This window comes from Streptomyces sp. NPDC127068, from assembly GCF_042724695.1.
GTDB lineage: Bacteria > Actinomycetota > Actinomycetes > Streptomycetales > Streptomycetaceae > Streptomyces.
Window position 1 is genome coordinate 124,966 of sequence record NZ_JBHXEN010000007.1, and the last position, 18,977, is coordinate 143,942.

Sequence of the window (18,977 nt, forward strand, 5' to 3'; positions counted from 1 at the left end):
AGCACTCGCGGCGCGCCGTCGCACCCACCTCTTTGCTGTGCGGGGGCTGTTCGAACACCACCGCATCGCGCGGAACGTTACCGTATCGCGATCAGATGACCACTTCGACGCCCTCGCCGGGTGCCTCGCCTGACGCCCGTTCGGACTCCAGAGCGTTTTGGAGGATCACCACAGCGGCAACCTGGTCGATGACAGACCGACCCTTTCGGGACGTGACGCCCGAGGCGCGCAGTCCCTGGCTGGCCGTAATTGTGGTCATCCTCTCGTCCACCAGACGCACCGGGACGGGCGCGATCGTGGTGGCGAGCCGTCCGGCGAAGGTGCGGACCTTCGCCGCCGCCGGACCTTCGCCGCCCCGCAACGAGCGCGGGAGTCCGACGACGACCTCGATCGGTTCGTACTCGTCGACGAGCTGGCGCAGCCGCCGGTGGGCGGCCGGGACGTCCCGTCCCGGCACGGTCTCCACCGGCGTCGCGAGGATGCCGTCGGGGTCGCAGGAGGCGACACCGATCCGGGCGTCACCCACGTCGATCGCCAGTCTGCGGCCCCGGCGCATCAGGCGGCGGTTTCCGCGACGAGCCGTTCGACGGCGCCGACGGCGTCCCCGATCGCAGCGGCGTTCTGGCCGCCGCCCTGGGCGACGTCGGGCTTGCCGCCGCCACCTCCGCCGAGGGTCTTGGCGGCGGTGCGGACCAGGTCACCGGCCTTCAGACCGCGCTCGCGGGCCGCCTCGTTGGTGGCGATGACGGTGAGCGGCTTGCCGCCCGAGGTGGTGAACAGGGCCACGACGACGGCCCGCCCGCCCTGCACCCGGCCCCGGACGTCGAGCACCAGCTTGCGCAGGTCGTCGGCGGTGGTGCCGTCCGGGACCTGACCGGTGACGAGGGCGACCCCGTGGACGTCCTTGGCGGACTCGGCGAGACCGGCGGCGGCCTGGAGGACCTTCTCCGCGCGGAACCGCTCGATCTCCTTCTCCGCGTCCCGCAGCTTGGTGAGCATGCCGGAGATCTTCTCGGGCAGTTCCTCGGCGCGACCCTTGACCAGCTCCTGGAGCTGGGCGACGACGGTGTGCTCACGGGCCAGGAAGTTGTACGCGTCGACGCCGACGAGGGCTTCGATGCGGCGGACCCCGGAGCCGATCGACGACTCGCCGAGCAGCTTCACCAGCCCGAGCTGGGCGGTGTTGTGGACGTGGGTGCCGCCGCACAGCTCCTTGGAGAAGTCGCCGATGGTGACGACCCGGACCCGCTCGCCGTACTTCTCGCCGAACTCGGCGATGGCGCCCTGCTTCTTGGCCTCGTCGATGCTCATGACCTCGGCGTGCACGTCGAGCTCGTGGGAGAGCACCTCGTTGATCCGCTGCTCGACGTCCGTGAGGACGGTGCCGGGCACCGCGGCCGGCGACCCGAAGTCGAACCGGAAGCGGCCGGGCTGGTTCTCGGAACCGGCCTGGGCGGCCGTCGGGCCGAGGGCGTCCCGCAGTGCCTGGTGGGTGAGGTGGGTGGCCGAGTGGGCGCGGGCGATGGCGGTGCGGCGGCGCACGTCGATGGTGGCGTGGGCAGCGGCGCCGAGCGTGACCTCGCCGACCTGGACGACGCCCTTGTGGACGTAGACGCCGGGGACCGGCTTCTGGCAGTCGCGGACCTCGACCACGGCGCCCGACTCCAGCCGGATGCGACCGGTGTCGCCGATCTGGCCGCCGCCCTCGGCGTAGAACGGGGTGCGGTCGAGGACGATCTCCACCTGGTCGCCCTCGGTGGCGGCCGGCGAGGCGACGCCGTCCACCAGGATGCCGACGACCCGCGATTCGCCCTCGGTGTCGGAGTAGCCGATGAAGTCCGTCTCGCCGGCGCTGTCGGCGATCTCCCGGTAGGCGCCGAGGTCGGCGTGGCCGGTCTTCTTGCCGCGGGCGTCGGCCTTGGCGCGCTCCCGCTGCTCCTTCATCAGCCGGCGGAAGCCGTCCTGGTCGACGGCGAGGCCCTGCTCGGCCGCCATCTCCAGGGTGAGGTCGATGGGGAAGCCCCAGGTGTCGTGCAGCAGGAACGCCTTGTCGCCGGAGAGCACCGTGCCCCCGCCGGCCTTGGTCTCCGTGACGGCGGAGTCGAGGATGTTGGTGCCGGCCTTCAGGGTCTTGAGGAAGGCGGCCTCCTCGGCGAGGGCCACGACCTCGATGCGGCTGCGCTCGTCCTCCAGCTCCGGGTACTGCTCGGCCATGGAGCGGATGACGGTGTCCACCAGCTCGCCGACGACGGGACCGGTGGCGCCCAGCAGCCGCATGTTGCGGACGGCCCGGCGCATGATGCGGCGCAGCACGTAGCCGCGGCCCTCGTTGCCGGGGGTGACGCCGTCGCCGATGAGCATCACGGAGGTGCGCATGTGGTCGGAGACCACGCGCAGCGCCACGTCGCTCTCGTGGGTCTTGCCGTAGGCGACGCCGGTCAGCTCGGTGGCCTTGTCGATCACGACCCGGGAGGTGTCGATCTCGTACATGTTGTGCACGCCCTGGAGGATCATGGCGAGCCGTTCGAGACCGAGGCCGGTGTCGATGTTCTTGTTCGGCAGTTCGCCGAGGATCTCGAAGTCCTCCTTGCCGGTGCCCTCGCCGCGCTCGTACTGCATGAACACGAGGTTCCAGATCTCGACGTACCGCTCGTCGTTGACGGCGGGGCCGCCCTCGACGCCGAACTCGGGGCCGCGGTCGTAGTTGATCTCGGAGCAGGGGCCGCAGGGGCCGGGAACGCCCATGGACCAGAAGTTGGGTCCCTTGCCCAGGCGCTGGATGCGCTCGGCGGGGACGCCGACGACGTCGCGCCAGATGCGCTCGGCCTCGTCGTCCTCCTCGTAGACCGTGATCCACAGCCGCTCGGGGTCGAGGGCGTAGCCGCCGTCCGCGAGGGAGCTGGTCAGCAGCTCCCAGGCGTACTTGATGGCGCCTTCCTTGAAGTAGTCCCCGAAGGAGAAGTTGCCGCACATCTGGAAGAACGTGCCGTGCCGGGTGGTCTTGCCGACCTCTTCGATGTCCGGGGTGCGGACGCACTTCTGGACGCTGGTGGCACGGGCGTAGGGGGGCTTGACCTCGCCGAGGAAGTACGGCTTGAAGGGGACCATGCCCGCCGGGACCAGGAGCAGCGTGGGGTCGTCCGCGATCAGCGACGCCGACGGCACGACGGTGTGCCCGCGCTGCTCGAAGAAGCGCAGCCAGCGACGGCGGATTTCAGCCGACTCCATCAGTGGTCCTCATTCCGGTTGTCCTTGTGCGAATACAGGTCCGAACGTGTGCGGTGACCGAGGTGTTCCGGTGCGTTCGGACCGACTGGGGGGTAGCTGTCGAGGGCGGCGCGGCGCGGCGCGGGCAGCTCGTGGTGGTCGACCGGGTCGTGCAGACCGAGCGCGTCGCCGAGTTCGGCTTCGCGCTGGAGCATTCCGGCGCGGATGTCGAGGGCAAACTCCCGGACCCGGTGGCCCGCGTCGACGGCCTTGTTGGCGGCCTGGGCGGCGAGGCTCTCGGGCGTCAGCTGCTTGAGCTTGCGGTTGACCTTGGTGGTGGCCCAGACCCCGGCGGCGGCGCCCGCGGTGAACCAGAACGTACGACGGAACATCGCTTGTCAGTCCTTCTTCCGCCTGCCGCGGCGGGCGGTGGGGACGGTCCGGCCGACGATCACGGTACGGCGGGTCCGCTCGGTGGGCGGGGGGTCGGCGGGGGCGCTCTTGCGGCCGACGGCGCGGCGGACTCCGTACCCGAACGCGGCGACCTTCACCAGGGGGCCGCCGAAGGTGGAGGCGACGGTGGAGGACAGCGCGGAGGCGTTCTGGGTGACTTCCTGCACGTCGGAGGCGATGGAGTCGACCCGGTCGAGCTGGGTCTGCGCGGATCGCACCGCATCGGTGGCACCCGCGAGGAGCGGTACGGCCTGGTCGGTCACGTCCGCGACGAGTTTGGTGGTCGCCTTGAGCGTCTGGGCCAGCCTCGCCAGCGCGACGGCGAGGAAGGAGACCAGGATCGCCCAGAAGACGGCCACCAGGATCCCGGCAACCTCTCCACCGGACACTGTGCACCGCTCCCTGAGGTATCGCCCGGACGGACCGGGGCTCACTTGCTCGACATGGTCGACGCTCGTCATGGTCGGCGATCGTCATGGTCGACATGGTCGACAACCGTCGGTCGGTGCCGACAGGTGTCGTACGAGCCTATCGCGCCGGAAGCGGGGCTCCGCACCCCATTTCGCCCCCGCCGCGCCACGGACCGGGGCCGCGCCGGGCCCCGCGGCGCACGGGAGCCGGGCGGACTGATTGTACGTACCGCTTATGCGTGAGTACGCTCCGTTGCCCATGCGACCCACATCGCGGCCCGGGCCGCGAACGAACGATTCTTCGGACGTCGCCGAGGTGCCCCGCGACCTCCCCCTGGAGCTGACCGCCTTCGTGGGCCGTGCCCCCGAGTTGACCCGTCTCGGCGAGGCGACGGCCCACGACCGGTTGGTGACCGTCGTCGGCCCCGGCGGGGTCGGCAAGTCACGGCTGGTGGCCCGGGCCGCGGCGGCGTGCGCCCTCCCGGACGGGGCGCGCCTGGTGGACCTCACCGCCGTGCACGCCGTGGAGCGCGTCGACCGGGCAGCCGCCGCGTCCCTCGGGCTCACCGACCACGCCGGCCGCCCCGCCCTGGAGGTGCTGCGGGAACACTTCGCCGGGCAGCGCGCACTCCTCGTGCTGGACGGCTTCGAGCACCTGGTCGCCCCGTGCGCCGCCCTCGTGGGCGACCTGCTGCGGGCCGCGCCGGGACTGCGGATCCTCGCGGCCGGGCGGCGTCCGCTGGGGGTGCGGGGCGAACGCGTGGTCCCGCTCGCCCCGCTGGACGAACGGGACGCCGTGGCGCTGTTCGCCGACCGCGCGGAGGCCGCCGTGCCGGGCTTCGCACTGGACGAGGACAACACGGCGGACGTACGGGAGATCTGTCGGCGCCTGGACGGCATCCCGCTCGCGGTGGAACTGGCGGCCGGTCGGCTCACCGTGCTGTCGCCGGAACAGCTGCTGCACCGGCTCGACGACCGGTTCCGGCTGCTGACCGGCGGCGGCCGGGACGCACCGCCCCGGCACCGGACGCTGCGCACCGCCATCGGCTGGAGCCACGAACTGTGCACCGCGCAGGAGCGGCTGTTGTGGGCGCGGCTGTCGGTGTTCGCCGGGTCCTTCGACCTGGAGGCCGCCGAGTACGTGTGCGGTGCGGAGGGGCTGTCCGTCGACGAGGTGCTCGACGTGCTCGGCGAGTTGCTGGCACAGTCCGTGATCAGCCGCGAGGACGGCCCCGAGGGCGTGCGGTACCGCATGTTGGAGACCGTCCGGGCGTACGGCGCCGACTGGCTGGCGGGCTCCGGGGACACGGCGCGGCTGCGGCACCGGCACCGCGACTGGTACGCGGGGCTGGCTACCTGGTGCGAGCTGGAGTGGTTCTCGTCGCGCCAGGCGGAGGCCGCCGCACGGATCGAGGTGGAGCTGCCGAACCTGCGGGCCGCGTTGGAACACGCGCTGACCGAGCCCGGTGACACCCACCCGGGGCAGCACCTGGCGAGCACCCTCTGGTTCTGCTGGGTGGGGTGCGGACGGCTGGCGGAGGGCCGGTACTGGCTCCAGCGGAGCATCGAACTCGACCCGGGCCCCGAGGCGGAGTCCGACGGGGTCCCGGGCGCCCGGCTCAAGGCGCTGTGCGCGTTCGGCCACGTGGCACTGCTCCAGGGCGACACGGTCGCGGCGCTCACCGCGCTCCACGAGTGCCGGGACGAGGCGGAGCGCACGGACGACGCCGTGGCGGTCGCCTACGCCGAGCACCGCACCGGCTTCCTGGCCCTGGTCGGCGACGACGCGGCGCGCGCCGAGCGGCTGCTGCGCTCGGCCCTGGAGCGCTACCAGGACATCGGCGAGCTGAACAGCCTGGTCCTGCTGGCCCGGGTGGAGCTGGCGACGGCGGTGCTGGTCCAGTGCGGCTTCCCGGGCGAGGGGTCGCCGGACGATCGGGGCGGGGCGGTCCGCACGGCCGAGGCGGTACGGCTGTGCGAGGAGGTGCGCGAGGTCTGCGAGGACCACGGCGAGCGCTGGGCCCTGGCGTACGCGCTGCTCGTCCTCGCCTACGTGGCCTGGTCGGAGGGCGATCCGGCGCGGGCCCGGCGGCTGTTGGAGGAGTGCTTGGTCATCGAGCACGGCTTCCAGGACCTGGTGGGCGCGCTGCTCGCGATCGAACTGTTGGCGCTGGTCACCCTGGACCAGGGCGATCCGGCGGAGGCGGCGGTGCTCCGGGGGGCGGCGGGAGCCCTGTGGCCCTCGGTGGGGCCGCCGTTGTTCGGTTCGGCCTCGTCCCGCGACCCGCGGGTGCCGGGTGAGCGGCGCTGCCGCGCGCGGCTGGGCTCAGCGGGGTACGAGGCGGCGGTGCGGGAGGGCGCGCGGCTCGGACTGGACGCCGCCGTGCGACGGGCCCTGGGGCGGAGCGCGGAACCGGTGCCCGTGGCGCCGTAGGAACCCCGGGAGGGGCCCGGCCCCGAAACAGCGGGGGCGGGAACAGCACGGCCCGCCGCCTCCCCTGCTCCGTGGAGCGGGAGGGACGACGGGCTGATGCGCTGGGCGCGGGAAGTGCTACGTCCGGGTCAGCGGGCGTAGTACTCGACGACGAGCTGCTCGTCGCAGATCACGGGGATCTCCTTGCGCTGCGGGTCCCGGTCGAGGCGGAAGGCCAGGGCCTTCAGGTTGACCTGGAGGTAGCGCGGGGTCTCGCCGTCGGCCGCGTAGCCACCCTCGCGGGAGACCTGGAACAGCGTCTTCTCGCGGGAGCGCTCGCGCACCATCACGACGTCGTCGGGGCGGACGCGGAAGGAGGGCTTGTCGACCTTCTTGCCGTTGACCTCGATGTGGCCGTGGACGACCATCTGACGGGCCTGGTAGATCGTGCGGGCGATGCCCGAACGCAGGACCAGCGCGTCGAGGCGGCGCTCCAGCTCGATGATCAGGGCCTCGCCGGTCTTGCCCTGGACCTTGCTGGCGCGGTCGTAGGCGCGGACGAGCTGGCGCTCGGACACGTCGTACTGCGCGCGCAGACGCTGCTTCTCCAGCAGACGGACCTTGTAGTCCGAGGTCTGCTTGCGACCGCGGCCGTGCTCACCCGGCGGGTAGGGACGGGCCTCGAAGTACTTGACGGCCTTGGGGGTCAGCGCGATGCCGAGGGCACGCGACTTCTTGACCTTGGGACGGGACTGGTTCGGCACGAACCAACCTCTCTCACTCTGTGCGAATACGGCTTCACCAGGGTTAGGGGAGGTCGCATCCGCAGCCTGGGGAAACCCGGCGGGTCCTGGTGGACCCTCGGGCAGCCGCTCCCCTGGTCTGGGCACATACGTGCAGCACGCGAGTGGCCCACCGACCGCCGCAGGGGGGTGGTGGGCTGCCCGCGACACCGTTCGACGGTGCGCGACGCTCCTGGGACCCCGTCCTCACGGACCGGGTCCCGGCTGCTCGTCCCGCTCTGGTGAACCGACCGGAGTCGGACACGGGACGCAGCACTCGGGCCAGTTTAGCGGGTGTCCGGGGTCGGGATGACCCGGGCCGGTGGTCGGCTACTCCGGAGCGGTCTCGGAGCCGCCCGGCTGCTCGCCCCGCAACCGGGCGCGTACCCGGTCCACGACGTCCGCGTAGCGGGCCTCCGCCCCGTACCGGGTGGGGCGGTAGTAGCGCTTGCCCTCGACGGCCTCGGGCGCGTACCGCTGGGCGGCGATGCCCCCGGGGACGTCGTGGGGGTAGAGGTAGCCCTGGGCGTGACCGAGCTTGGCGGCGCCCTGGTAGTGGCCGTCCCGCAGGTGCGCGGGGACCGGGCCGGCGAGACCGGCGCGGACGTCCTCCATGGCGGCGCCGATCGCGAGGGTCGCCGCATTGGACTTGGGGGCGAGGGCCAGGGCGATCGTGGCGTGGCTGAGGGTCAGCGCCGCCTCCGGGAAGCCGATGAGCGCGACGGCCTGGGCGGCGGCCACCGCGAGGGGCAGGGCGGTCGGGTCGGCGAGCCCGATGTCCTCGCTGGCGGAGATCATCAGCCGGCGGGCGATGAACCGGGGGTCCTCGCCCGCCTCGATCATGCGGGCCAGGTAGTGCAGCGCGGCGTCCACGTCGGAGCCCCGGATGGACTTGATGAGGGCGCTGGTCACGTCGTAGTGCTGGTCGCCCGCGCGGTCGTACTTCACCGCCGCCCGGTCGACGGACTCCTCCAAGGTGGTCAGCGTCACCGTGCCCTCGCCCTTGGCGAGGGCGGAACCGGCACCCGCTTCGAGCGCGGTGAGCGCGCGCCGGGCGTCCCCGCCGGCGATCCGCAGCAGATGGCCCTCGGCGTCCTCGTCGAGGGCGACGGCGCCGCCGAGCCCGCGTTCGTCGGTGAGTGCGCGCCGCAGCAGACCGCGCAGGTCCTCGTCGGTGAGGGGTTCCAGGGTGAGCAACAGGGAGCGGGAGAGCAGCGGGGAGATCACCGAGAAGTACGGGTTCTCGGTGGTGGCGGCGATCAGGGTGACCCAGCGGTTCTCCACGGCCGGCAGCAGCGAGTCCTGCTGCGCCTTGCTGAAGCGGTGGATCTCGTCCAGGAAGAGGACGGTCTCCTTGCCGTAGCCGCCGGTGGCGCGCCGGGCGCCCTCGATGACCGCGCGGACCTCCTTGACGCCGGCGGTGATCGCCGAGAGTTCCACGAAGCGCTTGTTGGTGGCCTTGGAGACGACGTACGCGAGGGTCGTCTTCCCGGTGCCGGGCGGGCCCCAGAGGATCACCGAGGAGGGGCCGGCCGGGCCGCCGCCGCCCTCGCCGACCAGGCGACGCAGGGGGGCTCCGGGCTTGAGGAGGTGCTGTTGGCCGACGACCTCGTCCAGGGTGCGCGGGCGCATGCGCACGGCCAGCGGGCTGCTCGCCGGGTCCTTCTCCTGACGTTCCTCGGCTGCCGCGGTGAAGAGATCGGGTTCCACGGGTGAACCCTATGTCAGCGGCGCCGCGGCCCGTGCCGCCGGGCAGTGGCCCGGGGCGGCACGGACCCGCGGCCCAGCGGCCCAGCGGCTCAGCTGGCCGCCCAGAGCTGGTCCTTCCAGCGGGTCAGGATCAGCATGGCGATGATGCCGAGGTGCACGACGGGCAGGACCCAGGTGAACTCGGCGAAGAAGCGCTTCAGCCAGCTGGGCGCCGGGAGGAAGCCGTTGCGGATGTTGGAGGAGGTCACGTACCAGAACATGATGATCGTGGCGGCCCAGGCGAGGCAGCACCACAGGCACAGGGCGTTGATCTCGTAGAGGGACTGCTGGGTGAGCCAGGCGCAGAAGCCGACGCCGAAGAGCATTCCGGCGTTCATGGTGAGCCAGTACCAGCGCGGGAAGCGGGCCCCGGCGAGCAGGCTCATGCCGACGGCGATGACGATGCCGTAGGTGACGAGCCCGAGCATCGGGTTGGGGAACCCGAAGACGCTCGCCTGCTCGCTCTTCATGATGTTGCCGCAGGAGATGACCGGGTTGACGCTGCACCCGGGGACGTAGTCCGGGTTCTCCAGGAGCTTGAACTTGTCCAGGGTGATGATCCACGCGGCGAGGAGTCCGGCCGCGCCGGTGATCACCAGCAGCAGGGCGAGCCCCCGGCCGGCACCCGCTCTCGAAGTGTCCGGCGCGGAGGGGGCCGAGGACACCGGGGGTTCTGCTGTCGTCGTCTTGGTCATCTCGCCGTTTCCGTCAGTCGAGTCGCGGTCCAAGGGCAGGGTCATTGTGCCGTACGTGACCCGGGACCCACCGTTCGGTACGGATAAGGTCCGTCCGCATCGGTGGCGGCCCCGTCGCAGGTGACGGGCGCCGCTCGGGCGTCGGACGGGTCCCCCCGGACGGAAGACGAGGGGGCCGCACGGCACCCGGCCGCGCGACCCCCTCGTACGGATGTGCGCTCAGCCGAGCCGGGAGCGCAGCTTGTCGACGACCGCGTCCAGGGCGACGGGCTCCTGCTCGCCCGACTCCATGTTCTTGAGCTGGACCACTCCGTCCGCCAGGTCCCTCCCCCCCGCGACCAGCGCGAACCAGGCGCCGGAGCGGTGCGCGGACTTCATGGCGGACTTGACGCCGCGACCGCCGTAGGCGAAGTCGGTCGCGATCCCCGCCCGGCGCAGGTCGGCCACCACGGCGAAGAGGACCTTGCGGGCCTCCTCGCCGAGCGGCACCGCGTACACGCTGGTGACGGGCGGGACGTCGAGGGTGATCCCCTCGGCCTCCAGCGCGAGGACGGTCCGGTCCACGCCGAGCGCCCAGCCGACGGAGGGCAGCGCGGGGCCGCCGATCATCTCGGACAGGCCGTCGTACCGGCCGCCGCCGCCCACCGCGGACTGCGCCCCGAGGCCGTCGTGGACGAACTCGAAGGTGGTCCGGGTGTAGTAGTCAAGGCCGCGCACCAGCCGCGGGTCGTCCTCGAAGGCGACGCCCTGCGCGGTCAGCAGCTCGCGGACCTCGGCGTGGTAGGCGCGGCACGCCTCGCACAGGTGGTCCCGCAGCAGCGGGGCGCCGGCGAGTTGGGCCTGCACCTCGGCGCGCTTGTCGTCGAGGACGCGCAGCGGGTTGATCTCGATGCGCCGGCGGGTCTCCTCGTCCAGGTCGAGGCCGCGCAGGAAGTCCTGGAGCGCCGCCCGGTAGGCGGGGCGGCACTCGCGGTCGCCGAGCGAGTTGAGCAGGATGCGGAAGCCGGTGAGGCCGAGGGACCGGTACGCCTGGTCGGCCAGCAGGATCAGTTCCGCGTCGAGTGCCGGGTCCTCGGTGCCGATGGCCTCGGCGCCGACCTGCGAGAAGTGGCGGTAGCGGCCCTTCTGGGGGCGCTCGTAGCGGTAGTACGAGCCGGAGTACCAGAGCTTGACCGGGAGGTTGCCGGCCTTGTGGAGGTTGGCCTCCAGCGCGGCGCGCAGCACGGAGGCGGTGCCCTCAGGGCGCAGCGCCAGTTCGCTGCCGCCCTTGGTGGTGAGGGTGTACATCTCCTTGGTGACGATGTCGGTGGACTCGCCGACGCCGCGGGCGAAGAGTTCGACGTCCTCGAAGCCGGGGGTCTCGACGTACCCGTACCCGGCGGCCCTGAGCGGCGCCGCGAGCGCGTCACGGACGGCGAGGAACGCCGCGCTGGTCGGGGGGATCAGGTCGTACGTGCCCTTGGGGGCGGTGAAGGTGCTCACGGGGTTGGTCTCGTCACATTCCTCGTCGGGGGGCCGCAGGGGCTCCCTGGCCGTCGGCCACCTGCCGCAGATGGGGGTTGGTGGCGCGCTCCCGGCCGATGGTGGTCTGGGGGCCGTGGCCGGACAGCACCACGGTCGAGTCGTCGAGCGGCAGGCACACCCGGGCCAGGGACCGCAGGATCTCGGGGTGGCTGCCGCCGGGCAGGTCGGTGCGTCCGATGGAGCCGGCGAAGAGCAGGTCGCCCGAGAAGAACACGGACGGCACGTCCGCGCCCTCGGGCATCCTGAAGGTCACCGACCCCCTGGTATGCCCGGGCGCGTGCGCCACGGTGAGGTCGAGTCCGGCGAGCTCCAGGGTGGAGCCGTCGGTCAGCTCCCGGAGGTCGTCGGGCTCGCCCACGGTCAGCTCGCCCATCAGGGGCGCCCCGATGGTCCGGCCGAGGGCCTTCTCCGGGTCGCTCATCATGTACCGGTCCTCGGGGTGGATCCAGGCGGGCACGTCGTGCGCGCCGCACACCGGGACCACCGAGGCCACGTGGTCGATGTGGCCGTGGGTGAGGATGACCGCGACGGGCTTGAGTCGATGCTTGGCGATGGCGTCCTCGACTCCCTGGGCGGCCTGGTGGCCCGGGTCGATGATCACGCACTCCTCGCCGGCGGCGGGGGCGACCAGATAACAATTGGTGCCCCAGGCCCCGGCGGGGAACCCCGCAATGAGCACGATCGTCCTTCGTGTGTCTCGGAATGTTCTCGTACGTCTCGTACGAATGGGATGCCGTGACGCCCGCCGTCCGGAGGGCGCGGCTCCCCCAGAGCCTACCGGCGCTGCCGTACACACAGCGAACCCGGATACGGTACGGGGCACATACGCAGGCGGTCAGGGTTTTCGAGGCGTAGCCACGACTGACCACGACAGGAACGGAGACATCCCGTTGGTCAGCCAGGAGCAGCGGCGGCGGCAGCTCGCCCGGGAGAAGTTCTTGCGGCAGCAGCAGCGGCGCGAGGACGCACGGCGCAAGGGGCGTACGCGTAACGCGGTGATCGCGGCGGTACTGGCCGTGGTCGTGGCGGGCGGCGCGGTGTCGTACGCCGCGGGCGCGTTCGACGGCGGCGGCGACAAGAAGAGCGGGGCCGCGGCCTCGCCGAGCAAGGCCCCGGACCCGTGCGAGAAGCCCGCCGCGGGCAAGCCGAAGACGGCGACGTACAAGAAGGAACCCAAGCTCGCCGTCGACAAGTCCGCGAAGTACACGATGAAGCTGGACACCACGTGCGGTGTCCTCGACATCGGGCTCGACGCGGCGGCGGCGCCCCGCACGGTGAACTCGTTCGACTTCCTGCTGAACAAGGGCTACCTGGACCACACCAAGTGCCACCGGCTCACCACCAGCGGCATCTACGTGCTCCAGTGCGGTGACCCGCAGGGCACCGGGCAGGGCGGGCCGGGCTACTCGATCCCGGACGAGAACCTGAAGGACAAGCGGCTGAAGGGCAACGTGTACCCGGCGGGGACCGTGGCCATGGCGAACCAGTACAACGGGCAGACCAACAAGGGCCGCGACTCGGGCGGCAGCCAGTTCTTCCTGGTCTACCAGGACAGCCAGCTGCCGCCGGACTACACGCCGTTCGGCACGCTGTCCGCGTCGGGCATGAAGGTGCTGAAGAAGATCGCGGGCGCGGGTGCCGCGGCCCCGGACCAGATGGGGACGACCAAGCCCAACGCGACCGTGGTCATCAACAAGGCCACGGTCACCAAGTCCTGATCCGGACTGCGTAAATCCGGTCGCGCGGGATGCGGACAGCCGCCCCGCCGGTCGCCTAGATTGACCGTGACGAAACTGTGGACGATGCCCGGGGGCCGCCTCGGCCCGCGCGGGCATCATGTGGAGGAGGCGCTGTGAGCAGCGACCCGTGGGGCCGCGTCGACGAGACGGGGACCGTGTACGTGCGGACGGCCGAGGGCGAGCAGGTCGTCGGTTCCTGGCAGGCCGGCTCTCCCGAGGAGGCGCTGGCCTACTTCGAGCGCAAGTACGAGGGCCTGGTCGTGGAGATCGGCCTCCTCGAACGCCGGGTGAGGACCACCGACCTGTCGGCGAAGGACGCCCAGACCGCTGTCGGCCACCTCCGTGAACAGGTGGACGCGCACCACGCGGTGGGCGATCTCGACGCGTTGCGGAAGCGGCTCGACAAGCTCGTGGAGACGGTCGACGCGCGCCGTGAGGAGCGCAAGGCCGAGCGGGCGAAGCAGTCCGACGAGGCGCGGCAGGCCAAGGAGGACCTGGTCTCCGAGGCGGAGGAGCTGGCCCGCAGCGAGCAGTGGCGGTCCGCCGGTGAGCGGTTGCGGGCGCTGGTGGACACCTGGAAGGGGCTGCCCCGCCTCGACCGCAAGTCCGACGACGAGCTGTGGCACCGCTTCTCGCACGCCCGCTCCGCGTTCTCCAAGCGGCGCAAGGCGCACTTCGCGTCGTTGGACGCGCAGCGCGAGGAGGCCCGCAAGACCAAGGAGCGGCTGGTCTCCGAGGCGGAGGCGCTGTCGGCTTCGTCGGACTGGGGTCCGACGGCGGCCCGCTACCGCGAGTTGATGGCGGACTGGAAGGCCGCGGGCCGGGCCCAGCGGGAACACGAGGACGACCTGTGGAACCGCTTCCGGGGCGCGCAGGACGTGTTCTTCGCGGCCCGCAGTTCGGTGTTCGCGGAGCGTGACGCCGAGCAGACGGAGAACCTGAAGCTCAAGGAGGAGCTGGTCGCGGAGGCCGAGAAGCTGCTCCCGGTGACGGATCTGAAGGCGGCCCGGGCCGCGTTCCGTTCCGTCAACGAGCGGTGGGAGGCCATCGGTCACGTGCCGCGGGACGCCCGGGCGCGGGTCGAGGGCCGTATGCACACGGTGGAGCGGGCCCTCCAGGACTCGGAGGAGTCGGAGTGGCGCCGGACCAACCCGGAGGCACGGGCCCGGGCCGAGGGCCTGACCGGGCAGCTCCAGGCGGCCGTGGACAAGCTGCGGGCGCAGATCGACGCGGCGCGGACGCAGGGCAACAACGCCAAGGCGGACAAGCTGGAGCGTGAGTTGGAGGGCCGGCAGGCGCTGCTCGACCAGGCGCTCAAGGGTCTCCAGGAGTTCGGGGGCTGACCCCGGGCCCCGTAGCGACGACGAAGGGGGCTGACCCGCACACTCCGGTGCGGGTCAGCCCCCTTCGTCGTGCTCCGTGAGCGCCCCGGTCAGCCGGTCAGGGCCTGCGGGCCGAGGTGACGCGGTAGACGTCGTAGACGCCCTCCACTCCGCGGACCGCCTTGAGGACGTGGCCGAGGTGCTTGGGGTCGCCCATCTCGAAGGTGAACCGGGAGGTGGCCACCCGGTCCCGGGAGGTCTGGACGGCGGCCGAGAGGATGTTGACGTGCTGGTCCGACAGGACCCGGGTGACGTCGGAGAGCAGCCGGGAGCGGTCCAGTGCCTCGACCTGGATGGCGACGAGGAACACCGAGGACTGGGTGGGCGCCCACTCGACGTCAAGGATGCGTTCGGGCTGCTTGGACAGGGACTCGACGTTGACGCAGTCCGCGCGGTGCACCGAGACGCCGCTGCCGCGGGTCACGAACCCGATGATCGGGTCCCCCGGCACGGGGGTGCAGCAGCGCGCCAGCTTCACCCAGACGTCGTCGACGCCCTTGACGACCACCCCGGGGTCGGCGTTGGAACGCCGCTTGCGGCCGCGACCGCGGGCCGGGGGCACGCTCTCCTCGATGTCCTCGCTGGCGGCCTCCTCGCCGCCGAGCGCCTGCACGAGCTTCTGGACGACGTTCGCCGCGGCGACGTGGCCCTCGCCGATCGCCGCGTACAGCGAGGAGATGTCCGGGTAGCGCATCTCGTGGGCGAGGGTGACCAGGGAGTCCCCGGTGAGGATGCGTTGGATGGGCAGGTTCTGCTTGCGCATCGCGCGGGCGATGGCGTCCTTGCCCTGCTCGATGGCCTCGTCCCGGCGTTCCTTGGAGAACCAGGCGCGGATCTTGTTGCGGGCCCGGGGGGACTTGACGAAGCCGAGCCAGTCCCGGGAGGGGCTGGCGTTGGTCGCCTTCGAGGTGAACACTTCCACCAGGTCGCCGTTGTCGAGCGTGGACTCCAACGGGACGAGCCGGCCGTTGACCCGGGCCCCTATGGTGCGGTGGCCCACCTCGGTGTGCACGGCGTACGCGAAGTCGACGGGGGTGGCGCCGGCGGGCAGCGCTATGACGTCGCCCTTGGGCGTGAAGACGAAGACCTCGTTGCGGGACAGGTCGAAGCGCAGGGACTCCAGGAACTCGCCCGGGTCCTCGGTCTCCTTCTGCCAGTCAAGCAGCTGGCGCAGCCACGCCATGTCGTTGACGGCCGCGCTGTCCTTGCCCGCCTTGCCGGCCGGGCTCTTGGGGGCGTCGGTGCGGACCTTGGAGGCGCCCGCCACGGCCTCCTGCTTGTACTTCCAGTGCGCGGCGATGCCGTACTCGGCCCGGCGGTGCATGTCGAAGGTGCGGATCTGGAGTTCGACGGGCTTGCCGTTGGGCCCGATCACCGTGGTGTGCAGCGACTGGTACATGTTGAACTTGGGCATCGCGATGTAGTCCTTGAAGCGCCCCGGAACCGGGTTCCAGCGCGCGTGGACGGTGCCCAGGGCCGCGTAGCAGTCGCGGACGGTGTCCACCAGGACGCGGATGCCCACCAGGTCGTAGATCTCCGCGAAGTCCCGGCCGCGGACGATCATCTTCTGGTAGACGCTGTAGTAGTGCTTGGGGCGACCGGTGACGGTCGCCTTGATGCGGGCGGCCCGCAGGTCGGCCTGGACCTCGTCGGTCACTATGGCCAGGTACTCGTCCCGCTTCGGGGCGCGCTCCGCGACGAGCCGGACGATCTCGTCGTACATCTTGGGGTAGAGGATCGCGAAGGCGAGGTCCTCCAGCTCCCACTTGATGGTGTTCATGCCCAGCCGGTGGGCGAGCGGGGCGTAGATCTCCAGCGTCTCGCGGGCCTTCTTCTCCTGCTTCTCCCGCTTGAGGTAGCGCATGGTGCGCATGTTGTGGAGGCGGTCCGCGAGCTTGATGACCAGGACCCGCGGGTCCTTGGCCATCGCGACGACCATCTTGCGGACGGTCTCGGCCTGCGCGGCCTCGCCGAACTTGACCTTGTCGAGCTTGGTGACGCCGTCCACCAGCAGGGCGACGGTGTCCCCGAAGTCCCGGCGCAGGGTGTCGAGCCCGTACTCGGTGTCCTCGACGGTGTCGTGCAGCAGGCCCGCCATGAGGGTCGCCGGGTCCATGCCCAGCTCGGCGAGGATCGTGGTCACGGCGAGCGGGTGCGTGATGTACGGGTCGCCGCTCTTGCGCTTCTGACCGCGGTGCCAGCGCTCGGCGACCTGGTACGCCTTCTCGATCTGGCGCAGGGTCGCCGTCTCGATCTTGGGGTCGTTGCCCCGCACTATCCGCAGCAGCGGTTCCAGGACCGGGTTGTACGGGTTGGAGCGCTGCACGCCCAGCCGGGCGAGCCGGGCGCGGACCCGGTTGGACGAGGCGGAGCGGGACGAGGCCTGCCCGGGGGCGGGGCGGGCCGGACCGGACGCCGGGGAGGCGGGAGCGGGCCGCGGAGACGGTTTCGGGCGTGACGGTTCCTCCGCCCGACCGCTGCGCGCGCGCTCGGCGGGCTTGCCCTGCCGCGCGTCCTGCGCGGGCTTGGCGGTCGCGGTGGTGCGGGCCGCCGCCGCCCGTTCTGCCTGCGTGTCGGGCGTGGCGGCGAATGGCTGGGGCTCGTCTGGCAAGTGCGCTCCTCGTGCGCTTCCGGGTCCTCCGGTCAGGTCCCGGCAGGCCCATGGTATCGACCCCGGGCCGCGGCCTCCTGTCGTGCGGGACGCCGCCCTGCGCGAGCGGCCGTCGTGACCGTGGGCACCGCGGACGCCCCCGGCGTTCCCGGGACGGCGACGCGCGACACCTGTGCGCAGGAATGTGTCAGGGCCTCGGGAGGTGCCCGGGGCGCTGCTGTGGCCCATGGGACATCCTGTGCGGCTGTCAACGCAAGATATGCGCCAAGAATTCCTGGTGATCGCCGAAGAGCGGGGATCACCGAAAGTGGGGCGCCCCCGGGAACCTGGTGTTCCCGGGGGCGCCCCGAAACCGTGCCGCGCCGGCGGCGGGCCGGTCAGACGGTGATGAGGGACTGGAGGGGCGCGCCGTCCAGCGCGGCCTCCAGCCGGGTGCGGCCGTTCAGGAACCCCAGCTCCATCAGGACGGCCACCCCCGCCACCGACGCGCCCGCGCGCCGGATCAGCGAGAGCGATGCCTCGGCCGTACCACCCGTGGCGAGGACGTCGTCGATGACCATCACCCGGTCGTCGGGGGTGAGGTCCTCGGCGTGCACCTCGATCTCGGCGGAACCGTACTCGAGGTCGTACGACTGGCTGAGGGTGGCACCGGGCAGCTTGCCGGCCTTGCGGACGGGGATGAAGCCCACCCCCGCCCGCACGGCGACCGGAGCGCCCAGGATGAAGCCGCGGGCCTCCAGACCGACGACCTTGGTGGCCCCGTACCGCAGCGTCAGCTCGGTCAGGGTGTCGGTCAGCGCCGTGAACGCCTCCGGGTCGGCGAGCAGGGGGGTGATGTCCTTGAACACCACGCCCGGCTCCGGGTAGTCCGCCACGTCCCGGATGCGGCTCAGCAGCAGCTCGCTCACCCCGGTCATCGGCGCTTGCCCGAGGAGCGACCGCGGCCCCGCTGGCTGCGGGGACCGACGACGGCGTGCTGCTCGCCGTCGGGCACGGAGTCCTGCGGCTGCGCACCGTCGCCACCGGCCGCCGCCTCGTCGCGGGCGGCCTGGGCGCGCTTGGCGAGCACCCGCTTGGTGAGCGCCTTGAACTGGGGCTCGCGCTCCTTGAAGTCGGCGACGAGCGGCGTGGCGATGAAGATCGACGAGTAGGCACCGGCCGCGAGACCGACGAACAGCGACAGCGAGATGTCGTTGAGCATGCCGGCGCCGAGGACACCGCCACCGATGAACAGCAGACCGGCGACCGGCAGCAGCGCGACGACCGTGGTGTTGATCGACCGCACCAGGGTGCTGTTGATCGACCGGTTCGCGACCTCGCTGTAGGTGTAGCGGGTCTGTTTGGTGAGGTCCTTCGACTGTTCCTTGAGCGAGTCGAAGACGACCACGGTGTCGTACAGCGAGTAGCCGAGGATCGTCAGCAGACCGATGACGGTACCGGGCGTGACCTCGAAGCCGACGAGGGCGTAGACGCCGACGGTGATGGTGATGTCGTGGATCAACGCGATCAGCGCGGCGAGCGCCATCCGCCACTCGAAGGCGATCGCCAGGTAGATCACCACGAGGAACATGAACACGCCGAGGCCGGTCCACGCCTTGTTGGCGATCTGTTCACCCCAACTGGGGCCGACCAGCTCGGCGTTGATGTCCTTCGGGTCGACGTTCAGTTCCTTGGCGAGCGTCGGCCGGATCTGGTCGGCCTTGCTGGTGTCGACGTTGCTGATCTGGATCCGCATGCCGCCGGTGCCCAGTTCCTGCACGATCGCGTCGTGCCCGGCCGCCTCCTCGGCGACCTTCTCCGCGTGGGAGGCGGACACGCTCACCTTGGGCGTGGTGAAGACGGCACCGCCCTGGAACTCGATGCCCATGTTCAGGCCGCGCACCGCGAGGCCGACGATCGCCGTGATGGTGATCAGGATGGAGACGCCGTACCAGAAGCGGCGCTTGCCGACGAAGTCGTACCCGACCTCGCCGCGGTACAACTTGGCGCCCAGTTCACCGAGTCGCGACATG

General features: G+C 71.6%; 14 protein-coding genes and 1 pseudogene. 3 read left to right on the top strand and 12 right to left on the bottom strand.

The genetic code is table 11. The features are described 5' to 3' along the window. Positions 1–91: 91 nt before the first annotated feature. The 4 genes from ruvX to ACFWIA_RS06395 are packed head-to-tail and all read right to left on the bottom strand — an operon-like array spanning position 92 to position 4,049. Entirely contained in the window at positions 92–556 is a 465-nt protein-coding gene (ruvX, locus tag ACFWIA_RS06380) for a Holliday junction resolvase RuvX (RefSeq protein WP_385756503.1), read from the bottom strand. Beyond that, positions 556–3,228: an alanine--tRNA ligase gene (alaS, locus tag ACFWIA_RS06385; RefSeq protein ID WP_387000964.1), complete on the bottom strand. Its 2,673-nt coding sequence runs from the start codon at positions 3,226–3,228 to the stop codon at positions 556–558. Before alaS ends, ruvX begins: the two co-directional genes overlap by 1 nt. Further along, on the bottom strand, positions 3,228–3,599 hold the full coding sequence (locus ACFWIA_RS06390) for a DUF6167 family protein (protein WP_387000965.1): 372 nt from the start codon (positions 3,597–3,599) through the stop codon (positions 3,228–3,230). The genes alaS and ACFWIA_RS06390 overlap by 1 nt, the downstream gene beginning before the upstream one ends. A gap of 6 nt (positions 3,600–3,605) precedes the next feature. Next, positions 3,606–4,049: a DUF948 domain-containing protein gene (locus ACFWIA_RS06395; RefSeq protein WP_387000967.1), complete on the bottom strand. Its 444-nt coding sequence runs from the start codon at positions 4,047–4,049 to the stop codon at positions 3,606–3,608. Between the two features lie 280 nt (positions 4,050–4,329). On the opposite strand from ACFWIA_RS06395, the pseudogene ACFWIA_RS06400 reads away from it, so the two are divergent. Beyond that, positions 4,330–6,645 (top strand): annotated as a pseudogene (locus ACFWIA_RS06400) (ATP-binding protein). On the opposite strand, the gene rpsD reads toward ACFWIA_RS06400, so the two are convergent. From rpsD to ACFWIA_RS06425, 5 genes are all read right to left on the bottom strand, one after another. After that, entirely contained in the window at positions 6,633–7,247 is a 615-nt protein-coding gene (rpsD, locus tag ACFWIA_RS06405; RefSeq protein ID WP_073792029.1) for a 30S ribosomal protein S4, read from the bottom strand. The pseudogene ACFWIA_RS06400 and the gene rpsD sit on opposite strands and share 13 nt — an antisense overlap. A gap of 348 nt (positions 7,248–7,595) precedes the next feature. Further along, positions 7,596–8,975 (bottom strand): replication-associated recombination protein A, encoded by a 1,380-nt coding sequence (locus ACFWIA_RS06410; RefSeq protein WP_387000969.1) that lies wholly within the window; start codon positions 8,973–8,975, stop codon positions 7,596–7,598. A gap of 89 nt (positions 8,976–9,064) precedes the next feature. Further along, positions 9,065–9,709: a vitamin K epoxide reductase family protein gene (locus ACFWIA_RS06415; RefSeq protein WP_387000971.1), complete on the bottom strand. Its 645-nt coding sequence runs from the start codon at positions 9,707–9,709 to the stop codon at positions 9,065–9,067. A 219-nt stretch (positions 9,710–9,928) separates the two neighbouring features. Beyond that, positions 9,929–11,191: a histidine--tRNA ligase gene (gene hisS / locus ACFWIA_RS06420; protein ID WP_387000972.1), complete on the bottom strand. Its 1,263-nt coding sequence runs from the start codon at positions 11,189–11,191 to the stop codon at positions 9,929–9,931. A 13-nt stretch (positions 11,192–11,204) separates the two neighbouring features. Further along, positions 11,205–11,912, bottom strand: a complete 708-nt coding sequence (locus ACFWIA_RS06425) for an MBL fold metallo-hydrolase (protein WP_385494195.1) — start codon at positions 11,910–11,912, stop codon at positions 11,205–11,207. A gap of 211 nt (positions 11,913–12,123) precedes the next feature. On the opposite strand from ACFWIA_RS06425, the gene ACFWIA_RS06430 reads away from it, so the two are divergent. Continuing rightward, positions 12,124–12,951: a peptidylprolyl isomerase gene (locus ACFWIA_RS06430; RefSeq protein ID WP_387000974.1), complete on the top strand. Its 828-nt coding sequence runs from the start codon at positions 12,124–12,126 to the stop codon at positions 12,949–12,951. Between the two features lie 134 nt (positions 12,952–13,085). Next, complete coding sequence (locus tag ACFWIA_RS06435) at positions 13,086–14,315, top strand: DUF349 domain-containing protein (RefSeq protein WP_387000976.1); 1,230 nt, start codon at positions 13,086–13,088, stop codon at positions 14,313–14,315. Positions 14,316–14,412: 97 nt separating this feature from the next. Here ACFWIA_RS06435 and ACFWIA_RS06440 read toward each other — a convergent pair whose 3' ends face one another. The 3 genes from ACFWIA_RS06440 to secF all read right to left on the bottom strand — a co-directional run bounded on the left by ACFWIA_RS06440 (position 14,413) and on the right by secF (position 18,976). Beyond that, positions 14,413–16,965 (bottom strand): RelA/SpoT family protein, encoded by a 2,553-nt coding sequence (locus tag ACFWIA_RS06440; RefSeq protein WP_387000978.1) that lies wholly within the window; start codon positions 16,963–16,965, stop codon positions 14,413–14,415. Between the two features lie 377 nt (positions 16,966–17,342). Continuing rightward, a complete protein-coding gene (locus ACFWIA_RS06445; protein WP_387000980.1) occupies positions 17,343–17,882 on the bottom strand; it encodes an adenine phosphoribosyltransferase in 540 nt (179 codons plus the stop codon). Then, positions 17,879–18,976, bottom strand: coding sequence for a protein translocase subunit SecF (secF, locus tag ACFWIA_RS06450; protein WP_387000982.1), 1,098 nt, complete (start codon positions 18,974–18,976; stop codon positions 17,879–17,881). The genes ACFWIA_RS06445 and secF overlap by 4 nt, the downstream gene beginning before the upstream one ends. Position 18,977: the final 1 nt, after the last annotated feature.